Source organism: Bradyrhizobium zhengyangense, from assembly GCF_022012555.1.
GTDB classification, from domain to species: Bacteria; Pseudomonadota; Alphaproteobacteria; order Rhizobiales; family Xanthobacteraceae; genus Bradyrhizobium; species Bradyrhizobium zhengyangense.
This window is the reverse complement of sequence record NZ_JAKLTZ010000003.1, coordinates 706,798-724,142: the sequence shown is the minus strand read 5'-3', so window position 1 is coordinate 724,142 and position 17,345 is coordinate 706,798. Positions and strand designations below refer to the sequence as shown.

The 17,345-nt window shown below is 63.7% G+C and carries 14 protein-coding genes and 1 tRNA gene; 8 read left to right on the top strand and 7 right to left on the bottom strand.

Going from position 1 to position 17,345, the window contains the following annotated elements:
- The first annotated feature begins 27 nt into the window (after positions 1-27).
- On the top strand, positions 28-555 hold the full coding sequence (locus L6639_RS14100; protein ID WP_237862287.1) for a P-loop NTPase family protein: 528 nt from the start codon (positions 28-30) through the stop codon (positions 553-555).
- A gap of 202 nt (positions 556-757) precedes the next feature.
- On the opposite strand, the gene L6639_RS14095 is transcribed toward L6639_RS14100, so the two are convergent.
- The 3 genes from L6639_RS14095 to glmS all read right to left on the bottom strand — a co-directional run bounded on the left by L6639_RS14095 (position 758) and on the right by glmS (position 4,400).
- Complete coding sequence (locus L6639_RS14095) at positions 758-1,615, bottom strand: NAD(P)-dependent oxidoreductase (RefSeq protein WP_237862286.1); 858 nt, start codon at positions 1,613-1,615, stop codon at positions 758-760.
- 107 nt (positions 1,616-1,722) lie between these two features.
- Positions 1,723-2,493 carry a DUF502 domain-containing protein gene (locus L6639_RS14090; protein WP_237862285.1) on the bottom strand — a complete coding sequence of 257 codons (771 nt, stop codon included), beginning with the start codon at positions 2,491-2,493 and terminating at the stop codon, positions 1,723-1,725.
- Positions 2,494-2,573: 80 nt separating this feature from the next.
- Positions 2,574-4,400, bottom strand: coding sequence for a glutamine--fructose-6-phosphate transaminase (isomerizing) (glmS, locus tag L6639_RS14085; protein ID WP_237862284.1), 1,827 nt, complete (start codon positions 4,398-4,400; stop codon positions 2,574-2,576).
- A gap of 221 nt (positions 4,401-4,621) precedes the next feature.
- On the opposite strand from glmS, the gene L6639_RS14080 reads away from it, so the two are divergent.
- Positions 4,622-4,843 (top strand): hypothetical protein, encoded by a 222-nt coding sequence (locus tag L6639_RS14080; RefSeq protein ID WP_237862283.1) that lies wholly within the window; start codon positions 4,622-4,624, stop codon positions 4,841-4,843.
- A 9-nt stretch (positions 4,844-4,852) separates the two neighbouring features.
- Here the strand turns inward: L6639_RS14080 and L6639_RS14075 are convergent, their stop codons facing one another.
- Entirely contained in the window at positions 4,853-5,038 is a 186-nt protein-coding gene (locus tag L6639_RS14075) for a hypothetical protein (protein ID WP_237862282.1), read from the bottom strand.
- 24 nt (positions 5,039-5,062) lie between these two features.
- On the bottom strand, positions 5,063-6,418 hold the full coding sequence (gene glmU, locus L6639_RS14070; RefSeq protein ID WP_237862281.1) for a bifunctional UDP-N-acetylglucosamine diphosphorylase/glucosamine-1-phosphate N-acetyltransferase GlmU: 1,356 nt from the start codon (positions 6,416-6,418) through the stop codon (positions 5,063-5,065).
- A 180-nt stretch (positions 6,419-6,598) separates the two neighbouring features.
- Here glmU and L6639_RS14065 point away from each other — a divergent pair, with 180 nt between their 5' ends.
- Both L6639_RS14065 and L6639_RS14060 read left to right on the top strand, forming a co-directional pair.
- The gene (locus tag L6639_RS14065) at positions 6,599-8,035 is read left to right on the top strand and encodes a hypothetical protein (RefSeq protein WP_237862280.1); all 1,437 of its coding nucleotides are present in this window, start codon (positions 6,599-6,601) and stop codon (positions 8,033-8,035) included.
- A 443-nt stretch (positions 8,036-8,478) separates the two neighbouring features.
- Complete coding sequence (locus L6639_RS14060) at positions 8,479-8,859, top strand: hypothetical protein (protein WP_237862279.1); 381 nt, start codon at positions 8,479-8,481, stop codon at positions 8,857-8,859.
- Here the strand turns inward: L6639_RS14060 and L6639_RS14055 are convergent.
- The gene (locus L6639_RS14055) at positions 8,819-10,378 is read right to left on the bottom strand and encodes a glycoside hydrolase family 17 protein (RefSeq protein WP_237862278.1); all 1,560 of its coding nucleotides are present in this window, start codon (positions 10,376-10,378) and stop codon (positions 8,819-8,821) included. The genes L6639_RS14060 and L6639_RS14055 overlap by 41 nt on opposite strands.
- A gap of 330 nt (positions 10,379-10,708) precedes the next feature.
- Here L6639_RS14055 and L6639_RS14050 point away from each other — a divergent pair, with 330 nt between their 5' ends.
- The 4 genes from L6639_RS14050 (at position 10,709) to L6639_RS14035 (ending at position 16,260) form a co-directional block, all read left to right on the top strand.
- A complete protein-coding gene (locus L6639_RS14050) occupies positions 10,709-11,305 on the top strand; it encodes a beta-1-3, beta-1-6-glucan biosynthesis protein (protein WP_237862277.1) in 597 nt (198 codons plus the stop codon).
- Between the two features lie 213 nt (positions 11,306-11,518).
- Entirely contained in the window at positions 11,519-14,179 is a 2,661-nt protein-coding gene (locus tag L6639_RS14045; RefSeq protein WP_237862276.1) for a glycosyltransferase, read from the top strand.
- A 315-nt stretch (positions 14,180-14,494) separates the two neighbouring features.
- Positions 14,495-14,570 (top strand) — tRNA-Lys (locus L6639_RS14040).
- Between the two features lie 1,246 nt (positions 14,571-15,816).
- Positions 15,817-16,260 carry a hypothetical protein gene (locus L6639_RS14035; protein WP_237862275.1) on the top strand — a complete coding sequence of 148 codons (444 nt, stop codon included), beginning with the start codon at positions 15,817-15,819 and terminating at the stop codon, positions 16,258-16,260.
- Positions 16,261-16,409: 149 nt separating this feature from the next.
- Here the strand turns inward: L6639_RS14035 and L6639_RS14030 are convergent, their stop codons facing one another.
- The gene (locus tag L6639_RS14030) at positions 16,410-17,087 is read right to left on the bottom strand and encodes a hypothetical protein (RefSeq protein WP_333909362.1); all 678 of its coding nucleotides are present in this window, start codon (positions 17,085-17,087) and stop codon (positions 16,410-16,412) included.
- Positions 17,088-17,345: the final 258 nt, after the last annotated feature.

The window sequence follows — 17,345 nt, the reverse complement described above, 5'->3', positions numbered from 1 at the left end:
CGGCAAATTTCGTGAAACCCTCGCATTATGCGCCGGATCATCGTCGTTGGCAGCCAGGGAAGTGGAAAGACTGCTCTTGCGCTCAAGCTCGGGAGAAAGCTCGGGCTGCCGGTCATCCATCTCGACGTGCTCTATTGGCGGCCGGGATGGAAACCATCCGAAACGGCAGGCTTTCGCCTCCGCGTCAGTGAAGCGATCGCGGCCGATGCATGGGTCGTCGATGGCAGCTTCTCAGGACTGGCCTTCGATCTCACGCTCGCGCGTGCCGAGCTTCTGGTCGTCATCGACCGCCCGCGCTGGCTGTGCCAGTGGCGCATTCTCCGGCGCTCGGCTGTCGATCGCGACGCGATGAGGCCCGATTTGCCGAAGGGATGCCCGGAGCAGTTCGACTGGAAATTGATGCGCGAGGCCTGGCGATATGGCACCGAACGTGCGCCGGTCATCGAGGCGGAACGGTTAAAATATGGCGCCCAGGTCCCAGTCGTGCGCCTGGGAAGCGACCGGGACATCACGGATTTTGTGGCGACTCTTACTCCAGATCGGGGTCCGTCTTGACCGCCTGCTGCGGCGGCGCGGTGTCGCGATCCACGATCGCGCGGCATCCCGGGCTGAGCTCCGATTTATGCTGCATCATGCACGTCGTGATGCGCGGGATGCTCGGTCCCTCAGGACACATGAAGTCAGCTCACGGGATCGCGATCGCCTGGACGCGGTAATGGTCAACTGGTCTGACGCTTCGGGCCCGAAAGCCTGATCATCAGGCCTTCTTCTTCGCGACACTGGCCGCGAACGCCTTCAGCAGCGCCACATCGACCGCCTCTCCCTTCGCGTCAGCGGCGAGATGCTCGAACCATTTGGCAAAACCTTCGTAGATCTGGCTTGCCGGATGATCGGGCCCGAGGAAGCCTGATATCTCCTGCATCTCGGCGACCCAACGATAGGCCTTGGGGATCATGTCCGGCAGTGCGACCTCGAGCCGCGCCAGGATTGCGGGCTGGCTGAGCGCGAGCTCGTCGCGGAGCGCGTCCGCGGCTCCCGCCTTGGTCGCCGCGACCACCATGGCCGAGCCGATGCCGGCGAGACCCTTGACGATGCCGGCATAGGACATCTTGAGCGCAGAGGCGGCACCCACCGGACCTTCGACGATGCGGATGTCGAGCCCGAAATCCCTGAGATCGGCGAGATCCTTGGCGTGCTCGCCGGACATGTAGAAGGCCGGACTCTTGCCGCCCGGCTGCGGCGGGAAGCCGATGATGCCGCCGTCGACGAAGGGCGCCTGCGCCGAGCCGATGATCTCTTCGATCCGCCTCACCGTGTCGACGTTGACGGCGTTGCAGTCGACCACGACCGGCTTCTTCGCCCGCTTCACGATCAGGCCGGCCAGTCGCTCCGCCAGTGCCTCCGCCTCGCCCGGCGGCACGATCGAGAGAATGATATCGGCACCCGCGATCGCATCGTCCTCGGCGCCGATCATGCCGGCATCCGCCGCGCGCTGCTGCGTCGCCTCGCTGCGTCCCTTCAAAGATGTCAGCACGCGCGCGCCGTTCTCGCTCAGGCGACGGGCCACCGCGCTGCCCATGGCACCGGGCGCGAGGATCGCAATGGTCTTTGACATCGAGGCACTCCAGTTCGACTTCCAAGCGTGACGCTCGGTCCGACTGGAACAATAGCAGAGGACGCAAACGCCTGCGTGACCGCAGGCTATCCCGCCGGGGAATAGCCCTACTCCGCCTTCGCAGGCTCGGGCTGGAGCGTGGAGGCATTGGCAATGCGCGCGGCATTGGCCATGCCCGCGAGCGCGGCGGCCTTCTTCGGGTCCGGGGCCGAGCCGGGCTGCACCACGCCGGCCGACATGATCAGCGTTGCGGCATCCTCGGCAGTGAGATCGACCTCGATGATCTTGCTCTTGGGCACGTAAAAGAAGAATCCGGTGGTCGGGTTCGGTGAGCACGGCAGAAACACCGAGACATGTTCCTCCTGCCCCGGCAGGCTGCGTGAAACCTCTTCGTTCGGCGATTGGGAGATCAGCACGATCGACCACATGCCGGGCGAAGGAAACTCGACGAGGCCCACCTTGCGGAAGCTCGAACCCTTGCCCGAGAACAACGTCTCGAACACCTGCTTCAGGCCGCGATAGATTGCGCGCACCGCCGGGATCCGGCCGAGGAAAGTCTCGCCGACATCGACCAGCGTGCGGCCGATCAGGTTCGCCGCGAGGAAGCCGACCAGCGTCAGCGTGAAGAATGCGACAATCAGTCCCCAGCCGGGAACGCCGTAAGGCAGATAGGTTTCCGGCCGATAGGCCAGCGGCACGAATGGCCGCACCACGCCGTCGACCCAGGTGACGAACCACCAGACCAGATACAGCGTGATCGCAATCGGACCGGTGACGATCAGCCCAGTCAGGAAATAATTGCGAAACCGGCCCATCAGGCCGGTATGCGGTTCCGGGGCAGGATCAAGAGGCGCTGGCGCGTCGTCGCGGGTGGTCATTCGGGTTCCAGGTCGGTCGCTTCGTCCAAGCTAGGGGCTTCTAGCAGGTTTTGGAAGAGCGCGACTTGAATCCCTTCTGCCTATTCCACTGTCACGGATTTCGCGAGATTGCGCGGCTGATCGACGTCGGTGCCCATCACGACCGCCGTGTGATAGGCGAGCAGTTGGACCGGAACGGCGTAGACCATCGGCGTGAAGGCCGCGGCCATGTCGGGCAGGACGATGGTGACGAGCGAATTCACCGTCGCCTCCGCAGCGCCTTTGGCGTCGGTCATCAGGATGATGTTGCCGCCGCGGGCCGCGACCTCCTGCATGTTGGAGACGGTCTTCTCGAACACGCGGTCATAGGGCGCGATCACGACGACAGGCATGGTCTCGTCGATCAGCGCGATCGGGCCGTGCTTGAGCTCGCCGGCGGCATAGCCCTCGGCGTGGATGTAGGAGATTTCCTTCAGCTTCAGCGCGCCTTCGAGCGCCAGCGGAAAGCTGGTGCCGCGACCGAGATAGAGCACGTCGCGGGATTTTGCGATCCGGTGCGCGAGCTTCTCGATCTGAACCTCGGTGGTGAGCGCATCCGACATCAGACGCGGAATCTCGACGAGGCCGTGAACGAGCTTGGTCTCGTCCTCATCGGACAATACGCCTCTCGCCTTGCCGGCCGCGATAGCCAGATTTGCCAGCACCATGAGCTGGCAGGTGAAGGCCTTGGTCGAGGCGACGCCGATCTCGGGGCCGGCCAACGTCTGCAGCACGGTCTCGCTTTCGCGCGCGATCGTCGAGGTCGGCACGTTGACGACGCCGATCGTGTGCGCGCCCTCCGCCTTGGCGTAGCGCAGCGCCGCCAGCGTGTCGGCGGTCTCGCCGGATTGCGAGATGAAGATCGCTAGATCGCCCTTGCGCAGCGGCGCTTCGCGGTAGCGGAATTCGGAGGCAACATCGACCTCGACCGGCAGGCGCGCAAAGCGCTCGAACCAGTATTTGGCGACGATACCGGCGTAACTCGCGGTGCCGCAGGCCGTGATGTTGATGCGCTGGATGTCCTTGAAATCGAACGGCAGCTTGACCGGCAGCGAGACCCGCTCGGTCGCCATGTCGACATAGCGCGCCAGCGTATGGCCGACCACTTCCGGCTGCTCGTGGATTTCCTTCGCCATGAAGTGGCGGTAGTTCGCCTTGTCGACCAGCGAGGTCGAGGCGGCGTGCCTGATCTTGTCGCGTTCGACGGACTGGCCGTCCTTGTCGAAGATGTTGGCGCCCTTGCGGGTCAGCACCACCCAGTCGCCATCCTCGAGATAGCTGATCGTGTCGGTGAACGGGCCGAGCGCGATGGCGTCCGAGCCGAGATACATCTCGCCGTCGCCATAGCCGATCGCGAGTGGCGGTCCGTTGCGGGCGCCGATCATGAGGTCGTCGTCGCCGGCGAAGATGAAGCCGAGCGCGAAGGCGCCGCGCAAGCGCGCCAGCGTCAGCTTGACCGCTTCCACCGGTTTGTTTCCGCGCGTCAGAAGATCGTCGACGAGGTGCAGCACGATCTCGGTGTCGGTCTCGGTGTGGAACACCGTGCCCTTCTTCTCGAGCTCCTCGCGCAGCTCACGGAAATTCTCGATGATGCCGTTATGCACGACCGCAACGCGATCGGTCGCATGCGGATGGGCGTTGTTGACGGTCGGCTTGCCGTGCGTGGCCCAGCGGGTGTGACCGATGCCGGTCGTCCCCTTCAGCGGCTCGGCTTCCAGCCGCTTCTCCAAATTCTTCAGCTTGCCCTCGGCGCGGCGGCGCGCCAGGTGCTTGCCTTCGAGAGTGGCGACACCCGCGGAATCATAGCCGCGATATTCGAGACGTTTGAGCGAATCCACCAATTGCTCTGCAACCGGCTCGCGCCCGAGAATGCCGACAATCCCGCACATGCGGATCAATATCCCCCAAATCGTCGAAAAATCGCCTAAACGACGCGCTCGGTTTTTAGCGAAATTCAGAGGGAACCAGATACTCAATAATTATTGCGGATTGAGACAGCGTGGACCGCAACCTGAGCTTCGCCTGCGTCGATTTAGTCGGCCTTTAACCGCGCGCATTAACCCGATGTCAACAAGTTTGGCCAACGATTCCCGCCCGGGAGATCAAGGCCATGAAAGCCACCACGTCCGACCGCAAGGGTCTGTCATCGCTGTATATCCGCGCCAGTGAGACCTCCGGCACGCACCTTGCGCATTGGCCGCCGCCTCAGCGCGGCAAGGAAAGCAAGCCCGTTTTCATCAAGCATCCTGAAGGCGAGCCGGTCAAACGCGCCAAGCCGCGCGGCTGGCGCCTGACGCGCGCCATCTTCTCCGAATTCGCCGACGACGAATAACGGCAGACCTCACCACCCCATCAGCGCGGCCCACACGAGGAAAATGAGGAGCGCCCAGAACGTCAGCCCGATGACGAGAGCTACAATCGCTGGCGGTTCGTACTCGTTGATTTCCCACAGCAGAACTCGCCCAATCCCCGTGACGAATGTGTCAATCAGAAAACTGACGAGATCACGAACAAAGCGCGGGGACACGGCAATCAGCGCTCATTTCCCCGACTACTTCTCAGTTTTCTTGCCGCCCGTCTTCATCTCGCGGTAGCGCGCCGCGCCGCCTTCGCGGATGGTCTGCTGGCTGCGCTCGAGCGCCATCGCGTCGTCGGGCACATCGCGCGTGATCACAGAACCCGAGCCGATATAGGCGCCGTTGCCGATCTTCACCGGCGCGACCAGCGAGGAATTGGTACCGACGAAGGCGCCCTGCCCGATCACCGTCTTGTGCTTCTTGAAGCCATCGTAGTTGCAGGTGATGGTGCCGGCGCCGATGTTGGAATTGGCACCGACGGTGGCGTCTCCAATGTAGGAGAGATGGTTGACCTTGACGCCGGCCTCGAGCGTCGCCGCCTTGGTCTCCACGAAATTGCCGATCCGCGCACCGTCGCCGAGCGACGTGCCGGGCCTGAGCCGCGCATAGGGTCCGATCGACACCTTCTTGCCGAGCGCGGTCCCGACGATATGCGAGAAGGAATGAATGACGGTGCCGTCGGCGATCGACACGCCGGGGCCGATCACCACAAACGGCTCGATGGTGACGTCCTTGCCGAACACGGTATCGGCGGCGAGGAAGACCGTTTCGGGGGCGATCAGCGTGACGCCCGCCTCCATTGCAGCCCTGCGCAGCCGCGCCTGCATCACGCCTTCCGCTTCCGCAAGCTGGGCCTTGGTGTTGATGCCGCGCACTTCGTCCTCGCTTGTTTCGATCACGACGGACTCCCATCCATTGTCGTTGGTAACGCCGACCGCATCGGTCAGATAGAACTCGCCCTTGGAATTCGCGTTGCCGATCCTGTCGAGGATCGCGAGCGCACGGCGGCCGTCGATCGCCATCACGCCGGCATTGCACAGATCGATCTTGCGTTCCTCGGCACTCGCATCGGCATGCTCGCGGATCGCAACCAGGCGATCGCCCTCGACGATGAAGCGTCCATAACCTGACGGATCCGCGGCGCGGAAGCCGAGCGCGGCGATCGCGGCCCCGCTAGCGAGCGGCGCACGCAGCCGCGCAAAAGTCTCGGCCGAGATCAGTGGCGTGTCGCCGAAGGCGATCAGGATGTCATCCACGCCGCGCGCAATGGCCTCACGCGCCGCCAGCACCGCATGCGCCGTGCCGAGCCGCTCGGCCTGCACGAAGATGAGCGCGTCGGGGCGGATACGCCTTGCCTCGTCCGCGACCGCCTGATGGTCGGGGCCGATCACCACCGCAAGCGCCGTACCGGTTCCCTGCGGAGCGGCGCCGAGCACATGGGCCAGCAACGACTGGTGGGCGACGGAATGCAGCACTTTCGGCAGGTTCGATCGCATGCGCGTGCCCTCGCCGGCGGCGAGCACGATCGTGAGGCTAGAGCGGACGGTCATCGCAATCCTGTCAAATATGGCCGAATCGATCATCACATCGACGGGCGACACGCCGATGCCACCTGAGCTTTCTGCCTTGCTACCCCCGCAAACGCCCGGAATTCAAGTGCGCGTGGGTTTTCCTGTTAATGTTCCTTGATTGATTCGGGGAAGCCAGACAGGGCTGGGCACTTAACGTTCATGGCAAAGGATTCCGACCCACTGGCGGATGCCTTCGGCGACAAGGAGACCGGCGGGCTGTTCTCCGGACTTTTGGCCGAGGAAGGCCCTTTCGATCGTCGTTTGCTGTGGCGGCTGGGCTCATGGGGCGTCGGCGCTGTCGGCGCCGTCGTGATCGCCGTGATGGCCAACCAGGCCCAGCTCGGCTGGCGGCGCGACCAGGTCGCCTCCGCCGACCTCGTCCGCCAATCCGATCAGATTCAGGTGCTGACCAAGCAAAGCCAGCTCGAAGCCCGGCGCCTCGCCTCCGCGATCGACACCCTGAACACCGATCGCGACCGGCTCTATTCGCGTGTCACGGTGCTCGAGCAAGGGCTCGACTCCGTCACCGGCGCCATCGCCAAGCAAAGCGCGACGTCGCAGCCGGCGCCAGCCTCCAAGCCGCAAGAGACGCCCGTCGCCGCCGCGCAGCCCGCGCCTCCGGCACCTGACGTCGCACCGGTCGCATCGACCGCCGCCTCGCTGGTCGACAAGCCGCGCGCCACGCCCGGCAAAGAGGCCAAGGACAACGCGAGCAAGGACGCCTCGAAAGAGGCGGCGAAGGATCAGTCGAACCCGCCCCCGCAGACGGCGGCTGCCGCCTCGCTCGTTCCGCAGTCGCCGGCGACGGCATCGACTGTGCCCATTCTTCCGTTGGTGCAGCAGAAATCGATCATGGCGCCGCCCGATCCCGCCGCGTCGAAACTGATCCAGCCGGAGCAAAGCGAGAAGGCCGCCGACAAGAAGCCCGAGCCGGCGCCAGCTCCGACCGAAGTCGCAGCGGCATCAGCCAAGCCGGCGGAGGCAACGGAAGCCGAGGCCACCGCCATCGCAGTTCAGCAGACGCGCTTTGCGATCGAACTCGGCGGTGCGAATTCGGTCGATGGCTTGCGCGCGCTCTGGCGTGGACTGAGCAAGTCCAACCCCGAGATCGCCGCACTCCGGCCGATCATCATGATCAAGGAAGGCTCGAACGGCCTCGGCATGCAGCTCCGGCTCGGCGCAGGTCCGCTGATCAATGCCGCCGCCGCGGCAAAGCTCTGTGCCGGCCTCGCCGAAAGCGACCGCCATTGCGAGACCACGGTGTTCGATGGCCAGCGCCTGTCGATGCGCGGCGGCTCGGAAAAATCCCAGGAAAGATCTCAGGACAAATCCCAGGACAAATCCCAAGACAAATCCCAAGACAAGGGATCGGAGAAGAACTCCGAGAAGACCCAGGACTCCGTGCCACAAGCCGAGACGACCCCGGCGCCTTCGCCTGCGCCGACCGTCAAGCCCGACAGGCATCGCCGCAGCTACTCCTCCAAGCGCTCGAAGCGCGAAGAGCCGGCGCCCGCGCCGCAGCCGGCGGCAGCCGCAGCCAAGCCACCGGAGACGGCGTCAGCGGGATCGGCGATATCGTCGTTCTTCAGGCGATAGGCGATCAGCGCGCTTGATTGACGAGCCGGAGCTCAGGGTTGCGTGAGCGAGGCCGGGGCCAGCTCATGACCAAGCTTGCGCGCTGCGATCTGGCGACGGATGCGCCCCGCTAGATGGCCATCATCTGGCTGATCTTGATCGCCGCACAGATGATCATGCCCCACAGCGCGAAATTGATCTGCAACGCTTCAGTCATTGCGAACCCCGCTTGCTTCCTCGCCATCGCGCCCTTGAACGAGGTGATCAGCTCCTGATCGAATCAGCCGTCACGCCCCGCGCGTTCGAGTCGAACGTTAGGGCGGGCCAAAATTTTCGCAAATCCGTATCGCTACGGTTCCGATTCGCGGAGTGCAGCAAATAAGCCAGCGGGCCGAGCAGTGACCCGGTGCAAAAATGCCCTGCCCCCTGTTGCTCCCTCCGGCCATCCCGACCATATTGCCGGCATGACAAAGAAGCCGTTTCGCCTCACGCCCTATCAGGTCCAGTTTCTCATCGTCGTCGGGTTCGTCACCGTCGGCTGGGCGCTCTATGTGCGCTATCTCGCGATCGAGTTCTCGACGGTGGCGCTCGCGTGCGACGCCGGCCTGCAGACCATGATCTGCAAGGCGCGCTCGCTGTCGACGTCGCTGTTCAAGAACTCGGTGTTCGGCATCGTTGCGCTCGTCATCGCGACGCTGAACCTGATGCGGCCCTCGATCGTGCTGCTCACGCTCGGCGTGGTCGCAGCCGGCCTCGGCATCGTGCTCTACAACATCGTGCTGGCGGGCCTTGCGATCGGCCTGCTCATCCTTGGCTTTGCTCGGCCCGCGCCCGCCACAGCGTGAGCGCGAACAAGAGATAGATCGCGCCGGTCCACATCGCCTGCCAATTGTCGCGGCCTTCGTTCAGAAACACGTAGACCGCCGATACCGCCAGCAGTCCCGCGAACACCGCTTCCGCGATCGGACGCACGCCGATCTGCGGCCGGTTTAGCATCAGCAGCGCGAACGGCACCACCGCCATCGTCAGCGAGGCATAGGGGAAGTCGCGGTAGCGCGGATCGAACACGAAGCCGAGCGCGGTCTCGGCCCCGATCACCGCCGTCACCGCCAGGGTCAGGCCGAGCACGGCCGAAAGCTTCGACCATTTGCGGCCCTCGCGCGGCCCGAGCAGGTCGAGGAAGCTCGGAAGATTGCGGCCGATGACAAGCGCCTGCGCGCAGAAGATCGGCGAGAGGATGCCGGCAAGCAGCAATGCCCCCCATTGCAGCCAGCCGCCCCAGCCATAGCTCTCGTAATACATCTTGTCGGCGGCGATCCCGAGCAGGATGCCCGCCGATGTCGCGGAGATGCCGACGGCAAGCCAGGCCGAGAAGCGCGGCGTCCAGGGCCGGCGCCGCAGCGTGATACCCGCAACCGCGAACACCAGCACGCTGAGGCCCATGCCGGCGCCCATGTACCATTTCCAGAGGGGGAAATTGCTGATCGGCTGGCCCGGCGGATATTTCAGCTGGCGCCGTACGGAATCGAGCAGGCCCCAATAGCCGCCGACGGTGCCTTCCAGCCGCCGTTTCCACGGCTGGTCATAGGCCTCGATGAGATTGACGCGAAACTTCTGGGACTTCGCGAGGCCCAAGATCTCCGAGACGACGCGCGCCTGGTTGGTGCGTGACGGAAGCGCGCCATCGCGCATGCGGCCCTCGCTCGGCCAGCCGGTTTCACCGATCAGGATCTCCTTGTCAGGGAATGCCGCCGCCATCCGCTCGCGGATCGCCTCGACATGGGACGAGGCGAATTTCGCCTTCACCGGCATGTCCTCCCAGTAAGGCAGGATGTGAATGGTGACGAAATCGACGGCGTCATAGACCTCGCGGTTCTTCAGCCAATATTCCCAAACGTCGGCATAGGTCACGGGCACGGTGACCTGCGCCTTCACTGAACGGATGATGGCGATGAGATCCTGCGTCGTCATCTCGCCGCGCAGCAACACCTCGTTGCCGACGACGAGCGCGGAGATGGTGTCGGGGAATTCCTTGGTGAGGCGGATCGCGGTCGCCACCTGCGCAAAGTTCTTGGCGCGATTGCTGCCGAGCCAGATGCCCTGGATCACCTTCAGCCCGCCGACCTTGGTCGCAACGGCGGGCACCTGGTCGAGCCCATTTTCAATGGAGTAGGTGCGGACGCAGTCGGTGATCTGCTTGAGCTGGCGCAGATCCTGCTCAATTTGATCGGCCTCGATGTGGGTCCATGCGTCCAGCGGCGTTTGCTCGCCGCGGAACGGCGCATAGGAGACGCATTGAACCTTGTCATTGGGGTCGATGGGGGCGCGCGCGAGCGTGATCGGCGTGGCAAGCCACCACCACACGGCAGCAATCGCACCCAGTGAGACGAGCAGGAGCGCCAGTGGCGTACGAAGAGAAATTTGTTCCGTCCTCCGCGAAGGGTCCGTCGATTACCTGCTCGCACGTCGTCTGCCAAGGGGGTGAGGCGCCTTGGCCGCGCCCTCTCCCCGACGAATTGGGCTGCGGCGGTTCGACCGGCCCCTAGCATCGTGACTTTGCTGGACAAAAATCCAAATACAGGCCAATGGATTTCGCGGGACTTTTCCGCCGCATTGGAGACCCATTTGGACGCCATCACGACCGGCGTCCGCGAGGTCCTCCCGCGGGCGGACGGCTGAGACATTGGGGAATTCATGCGGCGACGGGTGTTCGAGTTACGAAATGCGGTCCTGCGGCAGTTCGCCGCCTCGTTGGCCGTTTCTTCCCTTGTCCTTCTGGCCAGCCTCGGTGGCGCCTCCGCCCAGAGCGGGACCCCCGCGCCCGACCAGAGCAAGGCCGCCGCCCAGCCTGCCGACGCCGCCAAGGACGCCACCGCCCAGAACCAGCGCCGCACCGACGAATTCGCCGAGGCCGCCCAGGCCATCAACGGGCCGGCAGGTAATCCCGAATGCGTCTGGCTCGGGCGGCGCGTGGTGCGGCTGATGTGGCGGGATGACCTCGATACCGCGTTCCGCCATCTCGACCTCTATGACCGCTTCGGCTGCCCCGGCGGCCACATCCAGGCTGCGTTCCGCTGCCTGACCCGCTTCGGCGCCCAGATCGATCCCAAGGTTGCCGAGACCCTGGATAGCCGCGTCCACGCCTGCTGGATCAATCCGGCCGCCCAGCCGCAACAGGCGGCGGCAGCAGCCTCCCAGCCCCCGGCGCAGACCAACGGCGCCGCGCCGGCCGCCCAGCCGGCCGCGAGCCCAGCGCCTGCCGCAAGCCCCTCGCCCGCACCCCAGAAATAGCCGAAGGTCGTTTCACCTGTCGTTCAGGAACGATCGGCGATAGCTGGGGTTGGCACTGCCGCGCTCCCAAAAGGCCATGCCCTCATAAGGACATGAGGCCATGACAGTTGAGAAACCGTGCGGCAGAGGTATGCTCCCTTTGCCGCGGACTCGGTCGGATCTCGGGGTCGGATCCGCAGCCCTGCCATTTCAGCCCCTATTGGTTTAGCCGCGATGCGCGTTGTCGCCGCCGTTCTGTTGCTCGTGTCCGTCCTCCACGCCGGCATCTGGGGAGTCCTGCGCGACCGGGAACCCGCGCCTGATTTCAAGGGCCTGCTGCCGAGCCTGTCCTATACGCCGTTCGAACCCGGGCATGTCGTCGACAACACCGTCGACCCCGAACGGATTCGCGCCGATATGAAAAAACTCTCGACCATGACGCGCGCGATCCGTTCGTACTCGTCCACGGAGGGCAACGAGCTGGTGCCCCCGATCGCCGCCGAATTCGGGCTCAAGGTCACCGTCGGTGCGTGGATCGGCAAGGACGAGGAGCGCAACGAGCGCGAGATCAAATCCGCCATCGAGCTCGCCCGCAAGAACAGCAACGTCAACGGCGTCGTCGTCGGCAACGAGGTGATCTACCGCGGTGAGCAGAAGGTCGAAGACCTCATCGAGATGATCAAGAAGGTGAAGAGCGCGGTGCGCGTGCCCGTCACCACCGGCGAGATCTGGAACATCTGGCGCGACAACCCCGACCTTGCCTCCAACGTCGACTTCATCGCTGCGCACGTGCTGCCCTATTGGGAGAACTTCCACTCGGACGAGGCCGTCGACCAGGCCGTCGACCGCTACAACCTGCTGCGCAACCTGTTTCCCGGCAAGCGCATCGTGATCGCCGAGTTCGGCTGGCCAAGCGCGGGCTATAATCTGCGCAAGGCCGATCCAGGTCTGTTCCAGCAAGCGTTGACCTTGCGGAACTTCGTCAGCCGTGCCGAAGCCATGGGCATGGAATACAACATCGTCGAGGCGATCGATCAGCCCTGGAAGTATTTTGAAGGCGGCGTCGGTCCGTACTGGGGCATCCTGAACGCCAGCCGCGAGCCGAAATTCGCCTGGACCGGCCCGGTCGAGAACCCCGACTACTGGAAGCTCATGACGATCGCCCTCCTGGTCGGCGTCCTGCTGTCGCTGCCCATCTTGCGGCTGCACCAGCCGACGGCAAAACAGGCCTTTCTGCTGTCCGCCACGGCCAACGGCGTCGGCGCCTGGGCCGCGACCGTGTTCGCGTTCTGGAACGGCCACTATTTCATCTTCGGCTCGGCCTTCGCGCTGACCCTCGGCATGATTCTCCTCGTTCCTCTCGTCCTCATCGCGATGGCCCGCATCGACGAGATCGCGGCTGTTGCCTTCGGACGGCCGCCGCAGCGGTTGATCACCAAGAGCAAGCCGATCGAGAACGTGCCTGAGAATTATTACCCGAAGGTCTCGATCCATATCCCCGCATATTACGAGCCGGTCGAGATGCTGAAGCAGACGCTCGATGCGCTGTCGCGGCTCGACTATCCGAACTACGAATGCGTCGTCATCATCAACAACACGCCGGACCCGGCGTTCTGGCAGCCGATCCAGGACCATTGCCGCGCGCTCGGGGAGCGCTTCAAGTTCATCAACGCCGAGAAAGTGCAGGGCTTCAAGGCCGGCGCGCTGCGTATCGCCATGGACCGCACTGCCGTGGATGCCGAGATCATCGGCATCCTCGATGCCGACTACGTCGTCGAGCCCGACTGGCTGAAGGACCTCGTGCCCGCTTTTGCCGATCCGCGCGTTGGCCTGGTGCAGGCGCCGCAGGAGCATCGCGACGGCGATTTGTCGATCATGCATTACATCATGAACGGCGAATATGCCGGCTTCTTCGACATCGGCATGGTCCAGCGCAACGAGCTCAACGCCGTCATCGTGCACGGCACGATGTGCCTGATCCGCCGCGCCGCGATGGACATGGCCGGCGGCTGGTCATCCGACACGATCTGCGAGGACTCCGATCTCGGCCTTGCGATCCAGGAGCTCGGCTGGATCACCCACTACACCAACACTCGCTATGGCAAGGGGCTGCTGCCCGACACCTACGAGGCCTTCAAGAAGCAGCGCCACCGCTGGGCCTATGGCGGCCTGCAGATCGTGAAGAAGCACTGGCGCCAGTTCCTGCCCGGACGGAGCCGGCTGACGCCCGACCAGAAGCGCGAATACGGCCTTGGCTGGCTGAACTGGCTCGGAGCCGAAAGCCTCGGCGTGGTGGTGGCGCTGCTCAACCTCGTCTGGGTGCCGATCGTCGCCTTCGCCGACATCGCCATCCCCGACAAGATCCTGACGCTGCCGATCATCGGCGCCTTCGTCGTCTCGCTTGCGCATTTCCTGTCGATGTATCGCGCCCGCGTCGCGATCAAGCCCGGCCAGATGCTGGGCGCCATGATCGCAGCGATGAGCGTGCAATGGACGGTGTCACGCGCCGTCGCGCAAGGCCTGATCACCGAACACATCGCCTTCGCGCGCACGTCCAAGGGCGGCTTGAGCCGGATGTCGATCGAATTCCAGGCGTTCTGGGAGGCCGTGATCGGCGTCCTGCTCCTGGTCGGCGCCGGCGTGCTGATCGCCTCCAACTCCTTCCGCCAGATCACCGAGATCTACATCTTCGCTGGCGTGCTGGTGCTGCAGAGCCTGCCGTTCCTCGCCGCGGTCGCGATCGCGATCCTCGAGCTCAGCCGCATCAACTCGTTCCAGTTCTGGCGCGACAGCGCGATCCGCACCGCCGAGCTGATTGGTCTCCGCCCCGTCGCCCTGCCAGGGCCCGGCAACGCGCAACCAGTGCCGAGCGAGGTGCGACGGGAGGCGAACTGAGGGGGCGGATTGGTGCCCCACCTCCCGTCAATAAAAGTCACGAGGTGTTTGAGCGTGGATGACGCCCCGCCAAACAGGTTCAAAACCCTGGTCTAAGCGCTGGAAGCGGCAGGAAAATCCCCGCTTCTGCCGCGTGTTTTGGCAGTCACCCCTGCTATTGACCTCAGCGCCCCATCCCCCTACACAGCGCGGGCCGAAAGGCATGATCCGGAAACAGCCGGTTTTCCCCGCGACGCGAGTTTGAAGCGTAGCGGCAAGACATGCTTCTCGAATGTCCGAAGACGATGGCGATTTCGAAGCCATCAGCGGCCATGGGAGCGCGTAGCTCAGCCGGTAGAGCACGTGACTTTTAATCACGGGGTCCTGGGTTCGAGCCCCAGCGCGCTCACCAACAAGCCAGTGGTGGCAGCCCTGCTCATCGCCTGGGATCGGCACGCACCACGTGGGATGCCGAGTATTGAGTGGTCCCAGTGCGAGCGGCCTCCGCCTCGTTCCACCCGCTTTCCCGCGACCATTCCGCCGTCAGATGCCACACCGTGGCGGGCTATCCGCCACAGCCCAAGCAGGCGGTGGGGCTGTCCAGCCATCGCCTTGTGGCCTCGTCGGTCCAGCCCGGGACGGCGAAGCCGGGGGTGGCCACGCCTCGACCGGGAACAACGGATTGAGCGGGAGGAACGAACACTTGCTGGCGTGTGCGCAATGGTGACGTTGAGCGATGCGCCGTGGCAGCATTCCCCGCAGCACTCAGAGCAAGCAATAGGCCCAGGGCTAAAACAGACCGCATCATCGCTGTTTCCAATCGAGCATTCGCAGCTGGACATGTGGTTCGGCCGTCAATCATCCCCAAGTGCCGGTGGGTTCACGATCGCTCAATTCAGTGGGATGACGCTGTCGTGCCTGATTGTGTGACCGAAATCACCTTCAGCGAGATGGAACGCTCGCACCTGCCGCGGCGGACGTGATCAGGAGTTCGTCAATGTCGTGCTGATGCCGCCCCATGCGGCCGTCAGAAATCGGGGAATTTCTTACCTCCCCCACTGGTCTCCTCCTAAGTGAAGAGTGTTTGCTGTCGCGAGAGGGGAGAACAATGCGCGTCTTGTCCGTGGCGTTCTTCGCAGTGGCTTCGCTAGCCCAGGCTCATGCAGAAGATCAGGTCAAAAAGCCTGTGTCGGACTGCAACTATGTGATCGGCATGGGAGATGCCCACACAGTTCCCGCTGGTGAGGCGCTTTGCTGGCGCGTACCGCCGCCCTCTTACAAGGAATACACGCTGCTCCAATGTGACGGGCCGTCGTTCCAGGAGCTTCGCCGGGTGAAGCCAGGCGATCCTCACTGCAACATATTTGAGGAACGGCAGTAGATCTCGGCTCGATGGCGTCGCCTTCGGCTATGAGGCGACCGCCAGAATTACGCGGTGACAGCGAATTGCGGTGACAGTGCACTAAACTCCGTACCCTACCGCCTTCCTAAAGCCTTGCTAAGAACGTCGGCGCCAGGCAATGCCAATTTAGTGCACTGTCACCGTAACTCCCGTAACTCCCGTGTCTCACTTCAGGGTTGCAGTCCAGCACCGTCCCCGCAACTGCCGGCGAAGATACGCAACAACACCACAAGGTTGTGAATTGTAGATTGTCCAGATGTCCCAGCAAGAAGAGAGGCAGACGATAGATTCGCATGAGTTGACGAAGAAAGTTATCGGCAAGACTTCTTATGAACTATCGTTTGAAGCAATTCGAATTGTCGGCGCAGGGAACGCGGCTGGCTTGCTTGCATCGGCGGCGGCGATTGGAAGCGCTTTCGACAAGCACGTCCCCCTGACCGGATTGAAGGTTTCAGCGCTATCGTTCGCGCTGGGGATTGCGAGCTTTTCATTCGCCTACTTCTTCTACTATTCAGCAGTCTCCTCGATCGACACGGCTTACCGCGACTCAGTCGAAGCTGTACGCGCTGGCAAGCCCGTGCCGGATCCCGGCGAGAGAGCCGGTGAATCAGCTCGCTTGGCTGTCTACATGATCTATGGCTCAACGATCCTATTTTTCGTTGGCCTGATGATATCGATGTACATGCTTCTCCATCTTTAGGCGCGTCAGCCCGCCTGCTAACTCGATGGTGATGACCCGACGCGAAGTTCGATCGCCAATCGCCCCTGTTCGATTCAAGGTGACTGTGCACGGCGCCTCCCGCAAGGAGGCTTGCGCGGAAATGGCCCCGCGCTTTGCCCGCCCCGCCTTCAGCTCTCCGGGACCGCAACCGTCGCGGGCGCGCTTAGCGGAGCGCCTCCGACCGAAACCGGCCCAATCGAAACCGGCCCGATCGACTTCGGCTGCCGAACCATCCGCTTGCGCAGCAACAGCCGATCGCGCGCGCGCAAGCGCGGGATGGAGGCCGTGACATCGGACATCATCGTGTTTTGCAGCGTGTCGATCTTCGAGATCAGCGTCGAAAGCTGCGGCGATATCTTCTTCACATCGCCCCGCTCGTCCGTGATGCTCTGCCGGAGCGACATCAGGGTCGTCGAGTCCTGCTGACGCAGCGCCGTGTTCTGCTGCAAGGACGAATTGATCTCCTGCAGCGCGGCGGCCTGCTGCTGCTGGGCCGACTGGATCTCCTTCAGGGCAGCGACAACGGGATCCGGTTTCGGCGCAGGCTCTTCCTGGCGCGGAAACAGCGCGGCCAGGTTGCTGATGTCAGGTGAAGGCAGATCAAAGGGCGAAGTGTAGATGGCCGCCGCGCCATTGATCGCCAGGGCACACACCGCGAAGGCCAGGACCGATTTACGGCTGGAGCGCTTGAGCGGTACTGGAGCTTCCAGGGCCTCGGACTCAGGCTGGGATTCTGACGCTGCGGCTGCAAGGGCTGCAGCGTCGAGGTGCTCGGCGAAGCCCAGCGTTTCGGATGTCGTGGTCATGCGCATTGACCTCATGAGCGAGCAAAAGGAGGCCGTCGCCGGAACGTCCTCTCGACGCCTCCTTTACGCAGCACTCACTTACACAACTGCCTAAAATTGTGGGCTTTTCGGATTAATTCCACGTTAGCGACGCGGTCGCCGGGCAGGTCCCGTGACCCCGGCTGATTACGGGGCGCTGCGAGCCGTGACGGCGGGCTCATGCTGTCCCCTGTTCCATCTGCCCAGCCGAAAAAAGCCAGGAGACATCAGACCCGAAAG